Genomic DNA, 21,696 nt, shown 5'->3' with positions numbered 1-21,696 from the left:
TTAACGATAAATCAGGGTATAAGTCGCTTGCGCGGTATAATCACCGGTGGTCGGTACCGTGCTGCCAACCTGAATAACTTCAGCTTTATAATTGAACACTACGCTGTCGCCATTGGCTTTATTCAAAGACGCATCAGGATCTGAGCCATCAAATTTTACGTAATTACTGCTGCCTTCCGGCAACATACGCACGCCGAGGTTCGTCGCGGTTCCCGTCGGTTGCAATACTTCCTCGTTATATCCGGCGATACGCGTACCATCAAATTTGATATTGAGGTTGGCAATCGCGGCATCACATTCCGTCAGCGTGATAGCAAAAGATTGTGAATCCCCCACTTTCTTATCTGCGCCAAATGCGGTTTGTGAAAGATTATTAAACGTCACCGTACCGTTTGTCGTTGTACCGTTAACATCCACTACGCAGCTATCAGGAATAATTTTTCCGTTAAAGGTTACGGTTCCCGTATCAACGGCTAATACAGGCATTGCGGCACCCGCCAGCACACTGCTTACAAACAACGAGGTGAGAATTTTTTTGCACATAACGTATTCCTTACATATGCTCACAAAAAGTAACAAAGAAAAAAGCAATTTTAACGAAAGGAACTTAAGACTGGCTGTAGATACGGATGCAACAACATCACTTGATATATAATATATCTTTATCGACTCATTCAATCCAAAACATTCCTTTGCGTGATCTATTCTACGGTTCATAACCTATAAAAGCGAACTAACATATTCACCAAAGATGATGCCGAACGCTGACTATTCCTTTAAATTCATAACGATAAGAATAGACACAATATTTTCTTAAATTTGAATTAAGAAGACTTTAATCAATTCAACAAGGGAATATTAAATACCACCTTATGATCCCAAAAAATAAGAATAGCGAAAAAACCAGCACAAAAATGCGAGTAAAATTAGTCAATACCGAATATATACAAAAAAGTAATATATTGAGTCTATAATTAACAGCCCAAGTGCGGGCTACAAATACCACAGCAGATCAATTTTACTTACTGCGGCAATTAACAAAGAAATGTGATCTACAGCAAATTAGTCGCATACGCGAAGGCAAGCGCAGACATTCAGCACGCAGAGAGAAAATGAAAAGAGAGGGAAAGGTGCCAGCAACGCGTGGGGGAAGTCCCCCACACCGGCCTGTGCCGATGCGGGGGAAGAACAGTTAAAACCAAAATCAGTTACTGCCGAACATGTCCTTAATCCAGCCAGCGACACCGTCGCTATCTTTCTTCTCCTGCTGCGGCGGTTGTTGCTGTTGCTGCTGTTGTGGCTGCTGCTGCGGCGTTGACTGATCGAACGGATTCCCCGACTGCTGCTGCATTTCACCCTGCTGACACAGTGAATCCGGATCGGTGGTCCACACCGGGAGCGTACGCATCCCGCCGCTACATACGAAGTTGCCGTCGTAGTCCACGCCCATATCTACCACATCTTCCGGCGGCGTCAGCACCAGCGGTGTCGGCGTCTGGTTCGCCAGATAACGCTGATAAATCGACATCGCGCCGCTGGCGCCGTACAGCTTGGTTGGCTGGTTGTTATCACGGCCAACCCAGGTAATGGTCACCTGGCTGCCGTCAATCCCGGCAAACCAGGTATCCACGTTGTTGTTGGTGGTCCCGGTTTTCCCTGCCAGATGCAGCCCTGGATACTTCGCGCCAAGCTGGCGACCCGTACCACGCTGAACCACCTGCTGCATGGTCCACAGCGTCATATACGCCGCCTGCGCCGGAACGGCGCGCTCGGCCTGCGGGAAGCTCTGGTACAACACCGTACCATCTTCAGCAATCACCGAACGCAGCGCTGACAGCGGCGCGCGGTTCCCGCCACTGGCGATAGTCTGGAACGCCTGTGCTACTTCGATTGGCGTCAGGTTCAACGCTCCAAGCAGCATGGCCGGAACCGGGTTAAGCTGATCTTTCGGCGCGCCCAGCTTCAGCCAGGTGTCGGTCACAGCAGGCAGGCCCAGCGCCATCCCCAGATTTACCGTTGGCACGTTCATCGAGCGCGTTAACGCATCCACCAGCATCACTTTTCCGCTTTCGCTATAGCGACGGTCATCGTTCTGCGGCGACCACACCTGGCCGTTCGGCTGACGCAGCGCAATCGGCGCATCGGCAATCCAGGTATTGAGACGGTACAGCTTCGGCTGACTGAGTGCGGTCAGATAGGTCGCAGGCTTGGCCAGAGAGCCAATCGAACGACGCGCCTGCATCGCACGGTTATAGCCCGCAAACTGCGGTTCTGCTCCGCCGACCATGGCGCGAACTTCACCGCTAAAGCGGTCAACCACCACAATCGCCGTTTCCAGATCGCTCAGCTTACGCTGTTTCTTCAGCACCGGAATGCCTTCCACCGCCGCTTTTTCGGCGGCGTCCTGCGCCACGGAATCAAAGGTGGTGAAGATTTTCACGCCGGAGAGATCTTTAACTTTATCGCCCAGCTTCGCCTGTAGCTCCTGACGCACCATCTGCATAAACGCAGGCTGCGGGGAGATCACCCCACCACGCGGCTGTACGCCTAATGGACGCGCGCTCAGCATGTCATACAGATCCTGGTCGATAATCTGCTGCTGTTGCAGCAAACGCAGAACCAGGTTACGACGCTCCAGCGCCAGCTTCGGGTTACGCCATGGGTTGTAGATCGACGCCCCTTTAACCATCCCTACCAGCAGCGCCTGCTGGTCGAGGCTCAGTTCTTCCACCGGACGACCGAAATAATAGAGGCTCGCCAGCGGGAAGCCGCGGATCTCATTATCACCGCTTTGACCGAGATAGACTTCGTTCATGTACAGCTCAAGAATGCGATCTTTGCTGTAACGCGCGTCCATAATCAGCGCCATATAGGCTTCGTTGGCTTTACGCCAGTAAGAGCGTTCGCTGGAGAGGAACAGGTTTTTCACCAACTGCTGAGTCAGCGTACTGGCACCCTGTACCGTACGACCCGCCGTCAGGTTCGCCAGCACCGCACGACCAATGGAATAGAGGCTGATACCGTCATGTTCATAGAAGTGACGGTCTTCGGTCGCCAGCAGCGTATCCACCAGCAGATCCGGGAAGCCGCTACGCGGAACAAACAGGCGCTGCTCGCCGTTAGGCGAAGAAAGCATGGTGATCAGACGCGGATCGAGACGGAAGAAACCGAACTGGCGGTTGTTATCCATATTCTCGATGGTGTCCAGATGATCGCCGTCAAAGGTCAGACGCGCGCGCACCTGCCCTTCTTTGCTGTCCGGGAAGTCAAACGGACGACGAATCATCTCGATGCTCTTCGCCTGCACGGTAAATTCGCCCGGACGCGTCATCTTCGTCACCTGACGATACTGCGTAGCCTCCAGCAGCTTCACCATCTCGTTCTTACCGATAGGCATTTCTGGCTCAAGGTTAACCATACGGCCATATACCGCCGCAGGAAGCTGCCAGACTTTGCCATCAATACGACTACGGATTTTTTGGTCCAGATACACGCCGTAAATGGCGATCAGCACCAAAAAGACAATCGACAGTTTTACCAGCAGCCAGAACCAGCCGCGCTTACCACGAGGCTTACGCCCTTTGCCCTTACCCTTACGCGGCATCGGTTCTTCATCCTCATAGTCATCATCATCATAATCGTCGTCATACTCTTCATCTCTGAGTTGACGACGGCTCACCTTTTGTTTCACCGGACGCGATGGTTTCCCTTTACGTCCAATTGGCTCGCGGTCATTCCCCGCCATGCTTTTTCTCCGCAACATTCAGGCGCAAGGGCCCGATTCTCTGTTCTTCCGTCCTGCGACAGAAGAAGAAATCTCTCAATTATTACCGCTCTTTGCCGGATGCGGCATAAACGCCTTATCCGGCCTACCGTTTCATTACGAATACTTTTTGGTGCGCCGCGTTGGCGCGGTATTCGCCGGATCGTCCGGCCAGACATGTTTGGGATAGCGCCCTTTCATCTCTTTTTGCACCTCGCGGTACGATCCCTGCCAGAACGCGCTCAAATCACTGGTCACCTGTAGCGGTCGCTGGGCAGGAGACAGCAGTTCCAGCACCAACGGTATGCGTCCCTGGGCGATGGTTGGGGTCTTCGCTTCACCAAACATTTCCTGCATCCGCACCGCCAGTACCGGAGGATTATCCTCATGATAGCGAATGGCGATCCGGCTTCCCGTCGGCACAGTGTAATGCGCCGGCAGTTCACTATCCAGACGTTGCAGCATTGACCAATCCAGCAAACCGCGCAACGCCTGAGCCACATTTAGCGCTTTTAACGCGCGTAACGAGTGCACACCGCTCATGTGCGGCAGCAGCCAGCTCTCCAGCGACGCCAGCAGAGAGTCCTCATCTACCGCGGGCCAGTCATACTCTGGCAACCAGTTTGCCGCGCATTGCAGACGCAGGCGAAACTGCTCGGCTTCCGGCGTCCAGTTGAGCACACTGAGTCCTTTATCGCGAATGCCGTTCAACATCGCCTGGTGCAACTCCTCTTCCGAGGGTTTGGCCAGCGGCTGTACTTTTACCGTTAGCTGACCAATGCGCGACCGACGCAAGGCCTTTAACGTTCCCTGAGTCTCATCCCATTCGATGGTGTCGGACTGTTGCAGCAGTTCAGGACATGCCTGCATCAACGCCTCGATATCCAGCGGCAAGGCCAGCAGAATACGCGCATCCGGCGAAGCGCTGCCCTGCAGTAACAACGGTGCTATCAGCCATTCATGGCGTCCTGAGGCGTCATCAGCATCCAGCATTGCCCCCATACCGTTGGCCAGTTGATAGCGCCCTTCCTGCCCGCGTCTACGCGCGATCCGATCGGCAAACGCCTGCGCCAGCAATGAGGGGAGCAGCGCGCTGTCGGGGTGTCCGTTGCGAACGTTAAGCCGTTTCAGCAATTGTTGACTGCGCTGCTGCCAGGCAGGCTGATTTCGTGAAAACGCCACGGCCAGATCGGTACTGCCGCCGCGCGGCGGCTCTTCCAGAATCGCAGCCAGTTTCGCCGCCGTTGCCGCTTCATCGTCATTGTTGGCGCTAACCAGCATAGCCGCTAAACGGGGGTCGTTACCCAACGCCGCCATTTTCTGCCCCGTGGCGCTGAGCCTGTCGCCTGCAAGCGCGCCCAGCATCTCCAGCAGCCGTTTTGCCGCCTGCAGGTTGATAGTGGGCGGCGCATCCAGCCAGTTCAGTTGCTCAGGGTCAGTGCATCCCCATTGCAGCAACTCCATCAACAGCCCGGACAGGTCGCTCTGTAATATCTCCGCGTCTCCCTGCGCCGCCGCTCTTTCCGCCTGCTCTTTAGCAAGCAGATGCAAACAGATACCGGGCTCCAGACGCCCTGCGCGACCCGCTCGCTGGGTCATTGAAGCCTGACTGATGCGCTGGGTAATCAGCCGCGTCAAACCGGTACGTGCGTCATAGCGCGCCATGCGCTCCTGCGCGCAGTCCACCACCAGCCGGATACCTTCAATCGTTAAGCTGGTTTCGGCAATATTGGTCGCCAGCACCACTTTGCGCTTACCTTGCGGCGCGGGCAAAATCGCCTGACGCTGTTCGGCAAGCGTCAATGCGCCATACAGCGGGCACAGCACCACATCGCTGCCTACTCGCGTTGCCAGCTGCTCCTGCACACGCAGGATTTCTCCCACTCCCGGTAAAAACAGCAGCAGCGACCCGCTTTCATGGCGCAGTAGATCTGCTGTTGCTATCGCCACCGCTTCATCAAAACGCAGATACGCCGCTAACGGTTGAAACCGCCGCTCAACGGGGAATGCGCGGCCTTCAGAGACGATCGTCGGCGCATCGGGCAACATCTGCTGCAAACGCCCGTTGTCCAGAGTGGCGGACATAATCAACAGTTTTAAATCGTCACGCAGCCCTTGCTGTACGTCCAGCAACAAAGCCAGCGCCAGGTCGGCCTGCAGGCTCCGCTCGTGAAATTCGTCGAGGATCACTAACCCAACGCCCGCCAGTTCAGGATCGCGCTGGATCATGCGCGTCAGCACACCTTCCGTTACCACCTCCAGTCGGGTCTGCGGCCCTATGCAGCTTTGCGCGCGCATGCGATACCCCACGGTCTCGCCAGGCTTTTCATTCAGCAATTCCGCTAACCGCTGCGCCACGTTGCGCGCCGCCAGACGGCGCGGCTCCAGCAAAATAATCCGTCCCTTGATCCCGCGATGCTCAAGAAGCCGCAACGGCAGCCAGGTCGATTTCCCGGCCCCGGTCGGCGCCGTTAGCAGAACCTGCGACGAGGCATCAAGGGCGGTAAGCAGTTCAGGCACTACGGCGGCAACGGGCAACGACGTCACAAATGGCTCCAGAGGGTTAACATTCTTCGCGCTGCATTGTAGCATCGCGTTAATTCATAACCGAGTATCCATCATGTCTGAGCCAAAAAGGCTGTTCTTTGCGATTGAATTGCCAGGCGAGGTTCGGGAGCAGTTAATCCACTGGCGGGCCGCGCAGTTCCCCCCAGAAGCGGGTCGTCCCGTCGCCGCCGATAATCTGCATCTGACGCTGGCCTTTTTAGGCGATGTCAGCGCGGAGAAGCAGCAGGCGCTGTCGCAGCTCGCGGGGCGTATTCGCCAGCCGGGTTTTACGCTCAAGTTCGATGATGCCGGGCAATGGCTGCGATCCAGGGTCGTGTGGCTGGGAATGCGTCAGCCACCGCGCGGGTTGCTGCAGTTGGCGAATATGCTGCGGGCACAGGCCGCACGCAGTGGGTGCTACCAAAGCCCGCAGCCGTTTCACCCGCATATCACGCTGCTGCGCGATGCCGGCCACGCGGTTCCCATCCCCCCACCGGGCTTTGGCTGGTCGTTTCCGGTCACGGAATTTGCGCTTTACTCCTCCTCATTTGCACGAGGACGCACGCGTTATACACAGCTGCAACGCTGGACGCTGACTGAATAATTAAAGGGACTGCTGATGCAATTTTCTCCACCTTTACAACCGGCTACGCTCATTCAGCGCTACAAGCGCTTTTTAGCGGATGTGATCACACCGGATGGCACTGAGTTAACGCTACACTGCCCAAATACCGGCGCGATGACCGGATGCGCAACCCCGGGTGACACCGTCTGGTATTCGACATCAGAAAATACTAAACGGAAATATCCACATACCTGGGAATTAACGCAAACCCAATCCGGGGCATTTATTTGTGTTAACACACTGTGGGCCAATAGATTAACGAAAGAGTCGATTCAGCAGGCGTTAATTTCGGAAGTTTCAGGCTACAGCGTCTTGAAAAGCGAAGTAAAATACGGCGCCGAAGGGAGCCGCATCGACTTTTTGTTGCAGGCGGATTCCCGACCAGACTGCTATATTGAAGTGAAATCAGTCACGTTGGCGGAAAAAGATCAGGGTTATTTTCCCGATGCCATCACTGAACGAGGTCAGAAACATCTTCGGGAATTGATGAGCGTAGCGGCCGAAGGCAAGCGGGCGGTGATATTTTTCGCGGTGCTGCATTCAGCCATTACACGGTTTTCACCCGCGCGCCATATCGATGCAAAATATGCGCAATTATTAGTTGAAGCACAGCTTAAGGGGGTAGAAATTCTGGTTTATAAAGCGGAACTTTCTGCCCATGGTATGACTCTTAAAGAGCCGTTGCCCATTACCTTGTAATGGTGTAAACATTTGGTTAATTAGTATTCTGGGCGCGTGGGCAAATACGCTTTTCCTCACAGGGTTGTCAAGTGTTACGTTTAGATAATTGCTATCCGGAAAAGCATCTGCTATTTATAGCGACCTGATTTTTCCCCCGAACATGGGGATCGATAGTGCGTGTTAAGGAGAAGCAACATGCAAGAAGGGCAAAACCGTAAAACATCGTCCCTGAGTATTCTCGCCATCGCTGGGGTGGAGCCGTACCAGGAGAAACCGGGCGAAGAGTATATGAACGAAGCCCAGCTGTCGCACTTCAGGCGTATTCTTGAGGCATGGCGTAATCAACTTAGGGATGAAGTTGATCGCACCGTATCTCATATGCAAGACGAAGCGGCTAACTTCCCTGATCCGGTGGACCGCGCCGCACAGGAAGAAGAATTCAGCCTTGAGCTGCGTAACCGTGACCGTGAGCGCAAACTGATCAAAAAGATCGAGAAGACGCTGAAGAAAGTGGAAGACGAAGATTTCGGCTACTGCGAATCATGCGGCGTAGAAATTGGTATTCGCCGTCTGGAAGCGCGTCCGACAGCCGATCTGTGCATCGACTGTAAAACGCTGGCAGAAATCCGCGAAAAACAAATGGCAGGTTAATTCCGGTCATTTTTACCACGTTTACTACAGGCGGGAGCATCTCCCGCCTTATTATTTGTTAGTCCGCAAAATGAGCGATTCACACTATATTGGCCGCTTCGCCCCTTCCCCCTCCGGCGAACTGCATTTCGGTTCACTGATTGCCGCCCTCGGCAGTTACCTGCAGGCTCGTGCCCGGCGCGGAATCTGGCGAGTACGCATTGAAGATATTGACCCCCCTCGTGAAGTTCCCGGTGCTGCAGATACGATTCTGCGTCAGCTGGAACATTACGGACTGCACTGGGATGGCGACATTTTGTGGCAATCCCAGCGCCATGACGCCTACAGAGAAGCGCTCGCCTGGCTGCATCAACAGGATCTGAGCTATTACTGCACCTGTACGCGCGCGCGTATTCAAAGCGTCGGCGGCATTTACGATGGTCACTGCCGTGAGCTACGCCACGGGCCTGAACAGGCCGCAGTTCGCATTAAGCAACGCCATCCGGTAATGCAGTTTACGGACCAGTTGCGCGGCGTGATTCAGGCCGACCCACAGCTTGCAGGCGAAGATTTTATTATCCACCGGCGCGACGGACTGTTTGCCTATAACCTCGCGGTGGTCGTCGATGACCACTTCCAGGGCGTAACCGAGATTGTGCGCGGCGCCGATCTTATCGAGCCAACCGTACGGCAGATTTCATTGTATCAACAGTTTGGCTGGCAGGCGCCGGACTATATTCATCTGCCGCTGGCGCTTAACGAGCAAGGCGCTAAACTTTCCAAGCAAAATCATGCACCTGCATTGCCGAAAGGCGATCCGCGTCCGGTGATTGTCGCCGCGCTGCGCTTTCTCGGCCAGCGCGCCGATCTTCCGTGGCAGGAGATGCGCGTGGAGCAGATCCTGGCGTTTGCAGTGGAAAACTGGAGCCTGAAAGCAGTGCCAGAATCGGCGATATTAAATCCGCCATTCTCAAATGCGCCATGCTGAGCTATGATTAGCCGCTATTTTTACACAGCAACACTTGTTCTGATTGAAGTTTGACACTACCGAGGTGCACTATTTTTACCCGAGTCGCTAATTTTTGCCGCAAGGTGCTAAGCCGCGAGGAGCGCGAGGCCGAGCTTGCCGTCGCCCGTCCACATATGACGGTAATCCCGCGTGAGCAGCACTCTATCTCCCGCAAAGATATCAGTGAAAATGCCCTGAAGGTAATGTACAGGCTCAATAAGGCCGGATACGAGGCATGGCTGGTTGGCGGAGGCGTACGCGATCTTTTGCTGGGCAAAAAGCCGAAAGATTTTGATGTCACCACTAACGCTACGCCAGATCAGGTGCGAAAACTGTTTCGTAACTGTCGCCTGGTCGGTCGCCGTTTCCGTCTGGCCCATGTCATGTTTGGCCCGGAAATCATCGAAGTGGCGACTTTCCGCGGTCATCATGAAGGCAGCGAGTCCGATCGCACAACCTCCCAGCGCGGACAAAACGGCATGCTGCTGCGCGACAACATCTTCGGCTCCATTGAAGAAGATGCCCAGCGTCGCGACTTCACGATTAACAGCCTGTATTACAGCGTGGCCGATTTCACCGTGCGCGATTACGTCGGCGGCATGCAGGATCTCGAAGAGGGCATCATTCGCCTGATCGGTAATCCGGAAACGCGCTATCGCGAAGACCCTGTGCGTATGCTGCGCGCCGTGCGCTTTGCCGCCAAGCTCGACATGCGTATCAGCCCGGAAACCGCAGAGCCGATCCCGCGTCTGGCAACGCTGCTTAACGATATTCCCCCCGCACGCCTGTTCGAAGAAGCGCTTAAGCTGTTACAGGCGGGCTATGGGTATGAAACCTATAAAAAACTGCGTGAGTACAGCCTGTTCCAGCCGCTGTTCCCAACCATTACGCGCTATTTCACCGAAGACGGTGACAGCCCGATGGAACGCATCATCGCCCAGGTACTGAAGAATACCGATAACCGCATTCACAATGATATGCGCGTTAACCCGGCGTTCTTGTTCGCCGCCATGTTCTGGTATCCGTTACTGGAAGCCGCACAGAAAATTGCGCAGGAAAGCGGTCTGGCCTACTACGACGCATTCGCGCTGGCAATGAACGACGTGCTGGACGAAGCCTGCCGCTCGCTGGCTATACCAAAACGTCTGACCTCGCTGACCCGCGATATCTGGCAGCTGCAGCTACGCATGTCTCGTCGTCAGGGTAAACGCGCCTGGAAGCTGATGGAGCATCCGAAGTTCCGCGCCGCTTACGATCTGCTGGCCCTGCGCGCCGAAGTAGAAAACAATGCCGAACTGCAACGACTGGCGAAATGGTGGGGTGAATTCCAGGTTTCAGCGCCGCCAGAACAAAAAGGCATGCTGAACGAACTGGATGAAGAGCCAGACGTACGCCGTCGCCATCGTCGCCCGCGTAAACGCGCGCCGCGTCGCGAAGGTTCCGCATGACCCATCACGTATACCCAATGGATTTCGGGTTGCATCAAGGCGGTGACGCAGATGCAGCCTGAAACACGACGGGTATATATCGCCCTCGGCAGTAACCTCGCTTCCCCGCTGGAGCAGGTTAATGCTGCCGTCAAAGCGATTGGCGACATTCCCGACAGCCGCATCGTGGCAATCTCCTCGTTTTACCGCACACCGCCGTTAGGTCCGCAGGATCAACCAGACTACCTGAACGCCGCCGTGGCGCTGGAAACCGCCCTCGCCCCCGAAGCATTGCTGGACCATACTCAGCGTATTGAACTGCAACAGGGCCGCGTGCGCAAAGCTGAACGCTGGGGGCCACGCACGCTGGACCTCGACATTATGCTGTTTGGCGACGAAGTGATTAACACCGACCGTCTGACTGTGCCGCACTACGACATGAAAAACCGTGGTTTTATGCTGTGGCCGTTATACGAAATTGCGCCAGAGCTTTTCTTCCCGGATGATCAACAATCACTTGCGTTGCTCGTCCAGCAAACCTCCCCCTGCCCTGCACGCTGGTAGTAGCGTTATATAACAAAGTTAATTACGGGAAAAACACTTTCCATATTAATTAAACTACATTTCGTTTTCAGCAAAACTAATTTATACACGTTCTTCCACTACAACCCATGTAAAATAATTATTATTAAAGAATAATTATTGATTAGTTTCTGCGCCCCCTTACAAAAAACCATATTCTGTAAAAATATGACAAAAAGAACCAAATGAGAATTTCCCCAAAATAATGCCAAAATTAAATGATTTTACCAAATCCATAAACCCAAATTATTTTACAAAACATTACCAACAGCTAAAATATGCCCCTGCTATTTAATATAGCAAAATAGCAATTATCTAATATTTCAAATCCTGTAAGGATACAGTAATGAAAAAAGCAATTTTGGCAGCAGCCATGGTTATGGCAATGGGTTCAACTTCAGCAATGGCAGCGGATGCAGAAGGCGGCCAGATTAATTTTCACGGTTTAGTGAGCGCAACAACCTGTTCTAAAGTGGTTTCCACTAGCCGTGGTGACGAGTCCACCGATGGCAACGTCTATCTGGAGACCGCAACACCTGCTGATATCACCACTGAAGTCGCTGATTCTACTTACGGCGCAAAAGCAGAACCTTTCTCCATCATTCTGAACTGTAAAGATGCTGCCGAAGTGACCACCGGTACTAAGGCTAGTCTGTCAATGGTCTCTGCTTTTGGTAACACCAAAGGGACTCTGGATAACGACACCAACCTGACTGCTGCTGGCATGGCTGCTGCGAAGAACGTAAACATCGCTATCCATGACGACGTCACCAAAACGCTGATGAAAGTTGATGGTGCAGACGTTCACGAAGCCACCTTCAGTGAAGGCAAAATCGCGACCTATAACTTCGTAGCTTCTTACGTTAAAGCGAACGGTACTGATACAGTAACCCCAGGTCACGTTACCACCAACGCAATGTATACCTTTACCTATCAGTAATCGTTTTTTTAAACGATGAAATAAACAGGTAATAAGACGATCGTTAATAGCACCATGTAGTAATCAGGATTCATTTTCTATTAACACGTCGTGTAATAACGGGGTAGTGATGACTACAGCAATCACTCCCCCGTCATTGATTTATAAACATCCAACTCACTACAAGCAAGGAATGCTCATGTTGAATTTTAAGAAAACGCTTACCACATTGGTACTTGCAGGAAGCTTATTTAGTAATATCAGCCATGCCGATATCATTATTTCCGGCACGCGCATCATTTATGATGAAAATAAAAAAGATGTCAGTGTTCGCCTGGAAAACAAAGGGACTCGCCCATTACTGGTGCAAAACTGGATTGATATGGGGAATGAAAACAGCGATCCGGGCAGTATTAAGGCGCCTTTCGTCTCTACGCCTCCGGTTTCACGAATTGAACCCAAACGCGGTCAATCCGTAAAAATCATGTATACCCAGGCCACCGCATTGCCAAAAGACCGCGAAAGCGTGTTCTGGTTCAACGTGCTGGAAGTGCCGCCTAAAGCCGACACCAGCAAAGAAGAAAACAAAAATTTGCTGCAGTTAGCCTTCCGCACTCGCATCAAATTGTTTTACCGCCCTGCAGGTCTTCAGGGTTCACCTGCCGAAGCCACCAAACAGTTGAAGTGGCAGATGGGGAATGAACAAGGCAAAGCAGCCGTGCAGGTGAATAACCCAACCCCTTACTACGTTTCGTTTAATGATGCTGTCGTTACGGTTGGCGGAAAACGCTACACCGTAGACGCCACCATGGTTGCACCTCTGAGTAAAGCATCCTTCAGCGTTAAAGGTCTGCAAAACGCCACCTCAGGCAAGCTGGACTACCACGCCATTAATGATTACGGCGGTATGATCGAAGGTTCCGTTTCTCTGTAATCAATTAATCAAAACGCAGGATGAAAAGACGGTGCAAAACGTTCCTCATAAAAATAAGATGCCGAAAAAAACGCTGCTGGCGGTTTGCTGCGCACTGTTTTATAGCCAGTCGGGTTTAACCGCCGAAAGCGTTGAATATGACAGCACCTTCCTGATGGGGAGCAGTGCCTCAACGATTGATATCAGTAAATATGCCGATGGCAACCCAACGCCAGCGGGGATCTACAATGTAAAGGTTTACGTTAACGAAAAAGCGGTCGCCACCCTGTCGATACCGTTTATTGATACCGGTAAAAAGAGTGCGCAAGCCTGCCTGACGTCAAAAAACCTGGCGCAGTTGCATATCAAACAGCCTGAACTCTCCGGTGAGCAGGCCATTCTGAAGAAAGGCAATGAAGAAGAGGAAGACTGTTTAAATCTTCCGGCGCTTATCGATCAGTCAAACGTGAGCTTTGATATGGGCGAACAACGTCTGGATGTCTCCATTCCACAGGCGTGGCTGATCAAAGGTTATTCTGGCTATGTTGAACCGTCCCTGTGGGAAAGCGGTATTCCGGCGGCGTTATTTTCCTATAACCTTAACGGCTACCACAGCACCAGCAGTGGTACTGACAACGACAGCCTGTACGCCGCATTTAACACCGGTATCAACCTCGGCGCATGGCGCCTGCGCGCCAGCGGCAACTATAACTGGACGAAAGATGGCGACAGTAATTTCGACTATCAGAACCGTTATCTGCAGCGCGACCTGCCGGCGCTACGCTCACAACTGATCGTCGGCGAAGCTTATACCACCGGCGAAACCTTCGACTCGGTGAGTATTCGCGGCGCGCGTCTGTATAGCGACACCCGCATGCTGCCTTCGCAGTTGGCTAACTACGCGCCGATCATCCGTGGCGTCGCCAACACCAACGCCAAAGTGACCATCACTCAGGGCAGCTACAAGATTTATGAAGCGACCGTCCCGCCGGGACCTTTCGAAATCAACGATATCAGCCCGTCCGGCTACGGTAGCGATCTGGTCGTCACCATCGAAGAAGCCGACGGCAGCAAACGCACCTTCTCTCAGCCGTTCTCTTCAGTTATGCAGATGCAGCGTCCGGGCGTCGGGCGCTGGGATCTGAGCGTCGGGGAAGTCAATAACGACGAACTTCACGACAAGCCCAATATGGCGCAGGGTTCGTACTACTACGGTCTGAACAACGTGCTGACGGCCTACACCGGCGTTCAGGCCACGGATAATAACTACCTTGCAGGGCTCTTCGGCCTCGGCCTGAACACGTCCTTTGGCGCGCTGGCGGTCGACGTAACCCACTCGCGCGCGGAAATCCCGGACGACAAAACCTATCAGGGACAAAGCTATCGCGTAACGTGGAACAAACTGATTGAAGCGACCGATACGTCGTTCAACGTCGCGGCTTACCGCTATTCGACGCAAAACTATCTCGGCCTGAATGATGCTATCGAGCTTATCGACGACGCCAAATTCAAAGGTGAAGATGCCGAGCAGGACACCATGAATAACTTCTCGCGCATGAAGAATCAGGTCACCGTCAGCATGAACCAGCCTTTGCAGTCGGCTGAGGTTGATTACGGTTCATTTTATCTGTCAGCCACCTGGACCGACTATTGGGCGAGCAACGAGAGCCGCAGCGATTACAGCATGGGCTACGGCAAAGGCTTCTCCTGGGGCAGCATGAGCATCAACCTGCAGCGCACCTGGGATGAAGAGGGTCAGAAGGATGATTCGCTCTATATCAACTTCAACATACCGCTGGCAAACCTGCTGGGCGGTGAACATCGCCGCTCAGGTTTCAATAACCTGAGCACCCAGATGCGTACCGATTTTAACGGTGGGCACCAGCTCAGCATGAACAGTAGCGGCAGCAGTGAAGACAACAAGTTCAACTACAGCGTCAACACCGGCTACACCATGCAAAAAGAGGGTAAGAACATCTCTGATGTCGGCGGCTACACCAGCTACCAGTCGCCGTGGGGTGATATTTCGGCCTCTGCCTCCGCCAATAACGACAGCAACCGTCAGTACTCGCTTTCCACCAATGGCGGCTTTGTACTGCACAGCGGCGGGCTGACCTTTACTAACGACAGCTTCGGCAACAACGATGCCATCGTGCTGGTGAAAGCCCCTGGCGCTAAAGGCGCCAAAATTAACGGCGGCAGCAGCACCATTGACCGCTGGGGTTACGGCGCAACGAACTCGCTGACGGCCTACCGTGAAAACCAGGTCAACCTCGACATTGACACAATGGATAACGACGTCGAGCTCAAGAGCACCAGCGCCACCCTGGTTCCACGCGATGGCGCGGTCGTTTTCGCCAGTTTTGAAACCGATGAAGGGCGTTCAGCCATTCTCAACATGACGCGCGACGATGGTAAAACCATTCCATTCGGCGCTGAAGTTTACGAGAACGACGTGCAGATCGGCAATATGGGCCAGGGCGGCCAGGCATTTGTTCGCGGCATTAGCGACAGCGGCGAACTTTCGGTGAACTGGTTCGAAAACAACCAGCCAACCCGTTGTAAGGCAATCTTCCAGTTGCCGGCAACACAACAAACGGTCGGCGCCAGCCAGACCCTACTGTTAGACAACATTACGTGTCGTGTCATCAACCACAATGTAAATGGAATCCCCAATGAAAAGGAATAAGCGCTTTTTAGCTGCCTCCGTACTCGCGGTACTGTTTCCGCTGACCAGCCAGGCGGAAACAGTGAACGTCGACTTCACCGCCACCGTACTGGGCACCACCTGTAACATGACCATTGCCGCGCTGGATGGTTCATCAGTTTCCGGCGACGCCACCAACGGCTATAAGTTAACGGTGGGCGACGTCGGTCTGGATAAGATCGTTAAGAAATCAGCAGAGTCGCAGAAGAACTTTAAGTTTGTCTCCAGCGAATGTGCCGGTTCAATGACCAGTATCACCACCACACTGGCGACATCCGCATCCGCCAGCGGCAATTTTATTAAAAATGAATCCCTCGAAACCGGTGCCGCCACCAATATTGGCATGGGCTTTAAGCGTAAAAGCACCAGCGGTGAAACCTATATGACGCCGGGTGCTTCTAGTACCCTCACCTGGTCTCCTGAGGAGCGCACCAACAACGCCCTTGAAATGACCGTGGCGCTGCGCGAACTGACGGATGGCGCGGGTACCACCGGCGCATTCAGCTCCAAAGCGACCTTTACCTTCACTTATCAATAACAGGGACGATGATAATGAAAAAACAATTTTTGCGCGGGTTAATTTTTGGCGCACTGGCAACGATGGGTACGGGCGTTTCCACCCTGGCGCAGGCCGACGGCACGGCAAGCCTGGATTTAACCGTAGAAGCCAATATCACCGCCGGCACCTGTTCAGCATCGGTGGTTGACGGCGGGACAGCCACCGCTACGATTGGTCTGGGCAACGTGTATATCTCGGAAGTCTGGGCTAAAAGCAAATCAAAACCTTTTAGCCTGCGCTTTAGCGACTGCGCCGGGTTAAAAGATAAAACGGCGACACTAAAGATTGAAGCGGCGGAAGGAAAGTGCGCTGGAGGCAACTCCGATAACCCCGAGTTTGCCAACGCCTCAGCATCAGCAACAAAGGCAGCTAAAACCGGTTTGGAAATCTGGACGACAGCAACGCCAGAAGGCGCGGATAGCGTACGGTTCTACTGTGGCCATGCTGCAACAGACCTGCATACTATCGATCTCTCAACTGCGACATCTACCACGCCTCTGGATTATCCGCTAAGCGCGCGTCTGGTGCCGGTATCCACTGGGTCAACGCTACTTTCTCAGCTGACTGCGGGTGATTTTCTGGCTTCAACTATTTTCACCATTACTTACCAGTAACGGTAATCGCCATGATGCGTTTGCGTAGATTCACACTCTCCGCGTTAATTTCAGGGCTGGCAACAGCCCTGGTTGTCGCGCCGCTGTATGCCGACACCAACGTGGATTTCACCGCCACCGTGCAGAAGGATACCTGCCAGATAGAAATTAATGGCAGTGGAACGGTAAATTTCGCAACCGTAGGTCCCGCCTATTTCGCTGACGGCATTTCCGCCGAAAGCGACTATAAGGGGGGAGAAGAGTTCTCCATTAAGCTCCTGAGTTGCCCGGTCAGCGACGGAGCCATGACCAATGTGACGTTTGAATTCACGCCGCAAAGCGGGCAGTTTGCCGCGGGCAATCAGCAGGTGTTTGCCAACGAGCTTATTCAGAGCGCAGGCGGAGCAGACAACGTAGGCGTGGTGATCTTTACCACGGACGCCCCGCGTAAGAATGTGTTGAATACGGATGGCACATCGCGAGCAACCTTTAACGCAACGGCCTACAGCGATACCAGCTGGACCTTTTACTCCAGAATGCAAAAAATCCTTGATAGCGGCACGGTGACGCCAGGTGAGTTAAGCAGCCGTGTGTTAGTGAATGTAAAATACGAATAACGCCACGGTCCGTTCACAACAGCCAGTTCCCTAAACATATTCCCGACGGAACACCGTCGGGAATTCCCACAAAGGGCTAACGCTTTTCTGCTTCATTCCCCTACAATGCGCCCATTCTATTCATCAATATTATGGCCGGAGAGGTTATGAGCAAACCCACTACTATCGCTGTGCTGCAGAAATGCAAACAAGAGAAAAAGCGCTTCGCAACAATCACTGCCTACGACTATAGCTTTGCTAAACTGTTCGCCGATGTTGGCCTCAACGTGATGCTGGTTGGCGATTCGCTGGGCATGACGGTACAGGGGCACGACTCCACCCTGCCGGTCACCGTGGAAGACATTGCCTACCACACCCGCGCCGTGCGCCGTGGCGCGCCCAACTGCCTGCTGCTCTCCGACCTGCCGTTTATGGCTTACGCCACTCCGGAGCAGGCATTTGAAAACGCCGCCATCGTGATGCGCGCGGGCGCGAATATGGTCAAAATCGAAGGTGGCGCCTGGCTTACGGATACCGTAAAAATGCTCACCGAACGCGCGGTGCCGGTTTGCGGTCATCTGGGATTAACCCCCCAGTCGGTGAATATCTTCGGCGGCTATAAAATTCAGGGTCGCGGCGACGCCGGACAGGTACTGCTGGACGACGCGCTGGCCTTAGAAGCCGCCGGCGCTCAACTGCTGGTGCTGGAGTGCGTGCCGGTTGAGCTGGCGAAGCGCGTCACTGAGGCGCTGTCGATTCCGGTTATCGGTATTGGCGCAGGTAACGTAACCGACGGTCAGATCCTGGTGATGCACGATGCGTTTGGCATCACCGGCGGTCATATTCCAAAATTCGCGAAAAATTTCCTTGCCGAAGCGGGCGACATGCGCGCCGCAGTGCGGCAGTATATGGCTGAAGTGGAGTCCGGCGTTTATCCGGGCGAAGAACACAGTTTCCATTAAGGAGTCAAGGTGTGTTAATTATCGAAACCCTGCCGCTGCTGCGCCAGCATATTCGTCGTCTGCGTCAGGAAGGCAAACGCGTCGCCCTGGTTCCCACCATGGGCAACCTGCACGATGGCCATATGAAGCTGGTCGATGAAGCAAAAGCCCGGGCCGATGTGGTCATCGTCAGCATTTTCGTCAACCCGATGCAATTTGACCGGCCGGACGATCTGGTGCGTTATCCGCGCACGCTGCAGGAAGACTGCGAAAAGCTGAACAAGCGCAAAGTCGATTATGTATTTGCCCCAGCCGTGGAAGAAATCTATCCGCAGGGTCTGGAAGGCCAGACTTTCGTTGATGTTCCCGGCCTCTCCACCATGCTGGAAGGCGCCAGCCGTCCAGGCCACTTCCGTGGCGTTGCCACGATCGTCAGCAAGCTGTTTAACCTGATCCAGCCAGATATCGCCTGCTTTGGTGAGAAAGATTTCCAGCAGCTGGCGCTGATCCGCAAAATGGTGGCGGATATGGGTTATGACATTGAGATCGTCGGCGTGCCGATTATTCGCGCCAAAGACGGTCTGGCGCTTAGCTCGCGTAACGGTTATCTGACCGCAGAGCAGCGTAAAATTGCGCCGGGTTTGCACAAAGAGATGAACGGCATCGCTGAAAAACTGATTGCGGGTAATCGTGAGCTGCAAGAGATTATTGCCATTGCCGAGCAGGAACTGAATGAAAAAGGCTTTCGCGCCGACGATATTCAGATTCGTGATGCCGACACCCTGCTGGAGCTGACGGAAACCAGTAAACGCGCGGTGATTCTCGCCGCCGCCTGGCTGGGTCAGGCGCGCCTTATCGATAATCAAAGCGTTACATTAGCCCAGTAGACACGGGTTAAAAATCAGGCAATACTGCCTGAGAATTTCTCAAAGCAGGCCACTCGCGCCTGCTTAGCCAAGGTAAACGACAGGGTATAGAAGTTATGATTCGCACCATGCTGCAAGGCAAGCTCCACCGCGTAAAAGTTACGCAGGCGGACCTGCACTACGAAGGCTCCTGCGCCATCGACCAGGATTTTCTCGATGCCTCTGGTATTCTGGAAAACGAAGCTATTGATATCTGGAACGTGACCAACGGTAAACGTTTCTCAACCTATGCGATTGCGGCTGAACGCGGCTCCAGAATCATCTCGGTGAACGGCGCGGCGGCGCACTGTGCTGAAGTTGGCGACATTGTGATTATCGCCAGCTTCGTCACCATGTCTGATGAAGAAGCCCGTACCTGGCGTCCGAAAGTCGCCTACTTTGAAGGCGACAACGAGATGAAGCGTACCGCGAAAGCCATTCCGGTACAGGTTGCCTGACAGCCCTTACCCCTGCGGCTGATTGACTATCAGCCGCGACATCGTCTCCAGCGAATCCGTTCTTAAAATATAAAGTCTTTTCAATAAGAACGGATTATCCCCCGGCTTAACCTTCCCTCTCACCGTGGTGACCGCCATGTGGAATCCCGCGTCGCCAGCCGCTTTTACCGCCGTAGCGTTATAACCGCCAAACGGATAGGAAAGATACAGGACGTGAGGATTGAACTGGGACAGCGCCCGGCGCGAACGGGCAAAATCAAACAGAATGTTGTGATAGCTGCGACTCAAAAGGATTGGCCGGTGATTGGCATCCACCCGATGTAAAAAATGAGTATGCGACTGGAAGTCGAACACGTCGCGGATCTCGTTCAGTTCAGAGAGGCTCATAAACTGCAGCGATTTCGGATCCCACTTCTGCGGGTGGCGCTTGATGCGTGAGGAGATGATAAACGCCGTTGCCTTCATGCCGTGCTGCTTCAGAATCGGGTAAGCATAACGGCTCACCGACTTCAGCCCATCATCAAAAGTCAGCACCACCGCCCGCGCCGGGAGGTTCATGTTGTTGCGGATATAGCCTTCCAGTTGGTACATCGTCAACGTGGTATAGCCGCGGTCCTGGAGCCAGGCCATCTGGTTGCTGAAGGCGCGTACGGAGGTTGTCGTGGAGGTGTGACGAAAGCGGGTGTTCTCTTCATCGCGCAGAATATGGTGATAGGTTAACACCGGGATACCGTTGTCTTCCTGCGCATCCAGCGCGCTAATGTAGGCCAGTCTGCCGCCGATGCGGATCTGGTACCAGGTCTGGTTGAGACGGTCTTTAAGCTTGCTGATAACCGGATATCGCAGATTATCCGCCAGCACGCCAAACGGAGCGCTACCGACATCCGGAGCGTTATACACCGGCGTATCTTTCCAGGTCACCAGGCTTTGATTGCTGAGGGGTTTATTGAGATCGCCCAGACCATCGTCAACTTTCTGCCGCCCCTGAACCGGCTCCAGATGTCCCTTATCAATAAATCCGGTGCCAAAGCCAAAGGTAAATTCGTAATAGTCTGCCGCGATGGGCTCAACGGCAAGGATCTGCCCGGCGCGAATATTCCCGACCGTCACCATCTTATTGCCAATCTGCGCCCATACGGCGGCCGCTTCGGTGGTTTGCATATAGCGAGCAGGCAAAGCCGCGGCGACGCTGCCAGAGAACAGGAGCACTACAACAAGCAGAACGCGCATAACCATATCAGATAACCGAGGCGAGAAACCCCGGCTATTGTAGCAAAAGCGCCATCAATACCAATGATTAATACTCATACAAATCATGCTTCAACACGAACGGGGGATTTTTCTGTTGTTGGTGCCACAGGCTAGAGACTTCAGGCCCGCCAAGCGCGACGATGCAATCGCGAAACGCAGAACTGCTCATCGATTCCCGCGATGAAATCATTCGCTCAAGCAATGGATAGCTGATACCTGAAATCACTTCACACTGGGAATGTTTGTGGCTCATTAACGAAGCGACGCGGTAAGGCGCGGCCCCGGCCATATCTGTCAGGAAGATCACGCCCTCGCCTGAGTCAGTGGCATGCAGGGCATGGCACATCATGCGGCTTAGCATATTCGAACTGAGTCCACGCCAAAAGCTTACCGCCTGGCATTGGACCAACGGGCCGTACTTTTTCTCCAGACGATGCAGCATGTCCTGTGCCTTATCGTCATGACAGGTAATTACCCAACCTAACATTGCCTACCTCCTTAGCAGGCAAGTAGTTTATCAGGGTGATAAATCGGTAATGGTGATAAGCATCAAAAGTCTTCCTCTCCCGGCCAGAGAGAGGAAGAAAGAA

20 protein-coding genes are annotated in these 21,696 nt (G+C 53.5%); 15 read left to right on the top strand and 5 right to left on the bottom strand.

Going from position 1 to position 21,696, the window contains the following annotated elements:
- The 3 genes from OGV77_RS10875 to hrpB all read right to left on the bottom strand — a co-directional run bounded on the left by OGV77_RS10875 (position 1) and on the right by hrpB (position 6,310).
- A complete protein-coding gene (locus OGV77_RS10875) occupies positions 1 to 543 on the bottom strand; it encodes a fimbrial protein (protein ID WP_075145189.1) in 543 nt (180 codons plus the stop codon).
- A gap of 661 nt (positions 544 to 1,204) precedes the next feature.
- Entirely contained in the window at positions 1,205 to 3,745 is a 2,541-nt protein-coding gene (gene mrcB / locus OGV77_RS10870; RefSeq protein WP_075145190.1) for a bifunctional glycosyl transferase/transpeptidase, read from the bottom strand.
- A gap of 135 nt (positions 3,746 to 3,880) precedes the next feature.
- On the bottom strand, positions 3,881 to 6,310 hold the full coding sequence (gene hrpB, locus OGV77_RS10865) for an ATP-dependent helicase HrpB (RefSeq protein ID WP_170928018.1): 2,430 nt from the start codon (positions 6,308 to 6,310) through the stop codon (positions 3,881 to 3,883).
- Positions 6,311 to 6,383: 73 nt separating this feature from the next.
- On the opposite strand from hrpB, the gene thpR reads away from it, so the two are divergent.
- The 15 genes from thpR (at position 6,384) to panD (ending at position 19,855) form a co-directional block, all read left to right on the top strand.
- Positions 6,384 to 6,914 (top strand): RNA 2',3'-cyclic phosphodiesterase, encoded by a 531-nt coding sequence (gene thpR, locus OGV77_RS10860; RefSeq protein ID WP_043018465.1) that lies wholly within the window; start codon positions 6,384 to 6,386, stop codon positions 6,912 to 6,914.
- 15 nt (positions 6,915 to 6,929) lie between these two features.
- A complete protein-coding gene (gene sfsA, locus OGV77_RS10855) occupies positions 6,930 to 7,634 on the top strand; it encodes a DNA/RNA nuclease SfsA (protein WP_043018464.1) in 705 nt (234 codons plus the stop codon).
- Between the two features lie 177 nt (positions 7,635 to 7,811).
- The gene (gene dksA / locus OGV77_RS10850; RefSeq protein ID WP_003018625.1) at positions 7,812 to 8,267 is read left to right on the top strand and encodes an RNA polymerase-binding protein DksA; all 456 of its coding nucleotides are present in this window, start codon (positions 7,812 to 7,814) and stop codon (positions 8,265 to 8,267) included.
- A gap of 70 nt (positions 8,268 to 8,337) precedes the next feature.
- Entirely contained in the window at positions 8,338 to 9,234 is an 897-nt protein-coding gene (gluQRS, locus tag OGV77_RS10845) for a tRNA glutamyl-Q(34) synthetase GluQRS (RefSeq protein ID WP_087051026.1), read from the top strand.
- A gap of 71 nt (positions 9,235 to 9,305) precedes the next feature.
- Entirely contained in the window at positions 9,306 to 10,703 is a 1,398-nt protein-coding gene (gene pcnB, locus OGV77_RS10840) for a polynucleotide adenylyltransferase PcnB (RefSeq protein WP_204363990.1), read from the top strand.
- A 51-nt stretch (positions 10,704 to 10,754) separates the two neighbouring features.
- Positions 10,755 to 11,246 (top strand): 2-amino-4-hydroxy-6-hydroxymethyldihydropteridine diphosphokinase, encoded by a 492-nt coding sequence (folK, locus tag OGV77_RS10835; protein WP_043018461.1) that lies wholly within the window; start codon positions 10,755 to 10,757, stop codon positions 11,244 to 11,246.
- A 364-nt stretch (positions 11,247 to 11,610) separates the two neighbouring features.
- Entirely contained in the window at positions 11,611 to 12,204 is a 594-nt protein-coding gene (locus OGV77_RS10830) for a fimbrial protein (protein WP_043018460.1), read from the top strand.
- A 178-nt stretch (positions 12,205 to 12,382) separates the two neighbouring features.
- Positions 12,383 to 13,117 carry a fimbrial chaperone gene (locus tag OGV77_RS10825; protein ID WP_043018459.1) on the top strand — a complete coding sequence of 245 codons (735 nt, stop codon included), beginning with the start codon at positions 12,383 to 12,385 and terminating at the stop codon, positions 13,115 to 13,117.
- Positions 13,118 to 13,148: 31 nt separating this feature from the next.
- A complete protein-coding gene (locus tag OGV77_RS10820; RefSeq protein WP_087051025.1) occupies positions 13,149 to 15,785 on the top strand; it encodes an outer membrane usher protein in 2,637 nt (878 codons plus the stop codon).
- A complete protein-coding gene (locus OGV77_RS10815; protein ID WP_043018458.1) occupies positions 15,772 to 16,341 on the top strand; it encodes a fimbrial protein in 570 nt (189 codons plus the stop codon). Before OGV77_RS10820 ends, OGV77_RS10815 begins: the two co-directional genes overlap by 14 nt.
- 14 nt (positions 16,342 to 16,355) lie before the next feature.
- Positions 16,356 to 16,976 (top strand): fimbrial protein, encoded by a 621-nt coding sequence (locus OGV77_RS10810; protein ID WP_043018457.1) that lies wholly within the window; start codon positions 16,356 to 16,358, stop codon positions 16,974 to 16,976.
- A gap of 11 nt (positions 16,977 to 16,987) precedes the next feature.
- The gene (locus tag OGV77_RS10805) at positions 16,988 to 17,572 is read left to right on the top strand and encodes a fimbrial-like protein (protein ID WP_043018456.1); all 585 of its coding nucleotides are present in this window, start codon (positions 16,988 to 16,990) and stop codon (positions 17,570 to 17,572) included.
- Between the two features lie 146 nt (positions 17,573 to 17,718).
- Entirely contained in the window at positions 17,719 to 18,513 is a 795-nt protein-coding gene (panB, locus tag OGV77_RS10800) for a 3-methyl-2-oxobutanoate hydroxymethyltransferase (protein WP_047406146.1), read from the top strand.
- 11 nt (positions 18,514 to 18,524) lie between these two features.
- Complete coding sequence (panC, locus tag OGV77_RS10795) at positions 18,525 to 19,379, top strand: pantoate--beta-alanine ligase (protein WP_286502655.1); 855 nt, start codon at positions 18,525 to 18,527, stop codon at positions 19,377 to 19,379.
- Between the two features lie 95 nt (positions 19,380 to 19,474).
- The gene (gene panD / locus OGV77_RS10790; protein ID WP_000621526.1) at positions 19,475 to 19,855 is read left to right on the top strand and encodes an aspartate 1-decarboxylase; all 381 of its coding nucleotides are present in this window, start codon (positions 19,475 to 19,477) and stop codon (positions 19,853 to 19,855) included.
- Between the two features lie 6 nt (positions 19,856 to 19,861).
- On the opposite strand, the gene OGV77_RS10785 is transcribed toward panD, so the two are convergent.
- Both OGV77_RS10785 and OGV77_RS10780 read right to left on the bottom strand, forming a co-directional pair.
- Positions 19,862 to 21,091 (bottom strand): polysaccharide deacetylase family protein, encoded by a 1,230-nt coding sequence (locus OGV77_RS10785; protein ID WP_043018453.1) that lies wholly within the window; start codon positions 21,089 to 21,091, stop codon positions 19,862 to 19,864.
- Between the two features lie 61 nt (positions 21,092 to 21,152).
- A complete protein-coding gene (locus OGV77_RS10780; protein WP_043018452.1) occupies positions 21,153 to 21,593 on the bottom strand; it encodes a PTS sugar transporter subunit IIA in 441 nt (146 codons plus the stop codon).
- Positions 21,594 to 21,696 lie beyond the last annotated feature (103 nt).

The sequence above is a fragment of the Citrobacter sp. Ce129 genome (genome assembly GCF_030334545.1).
Lineage (GTDB): Bacteria > Pseudomonadota > Gammaproteobacteria > Enterobacterales > Enterobacteriaceae > Citrobacter > Citrobacter europaeus.
This window is presented reverse-complemented; position numbering and strand designations above follow the sequence as displayed.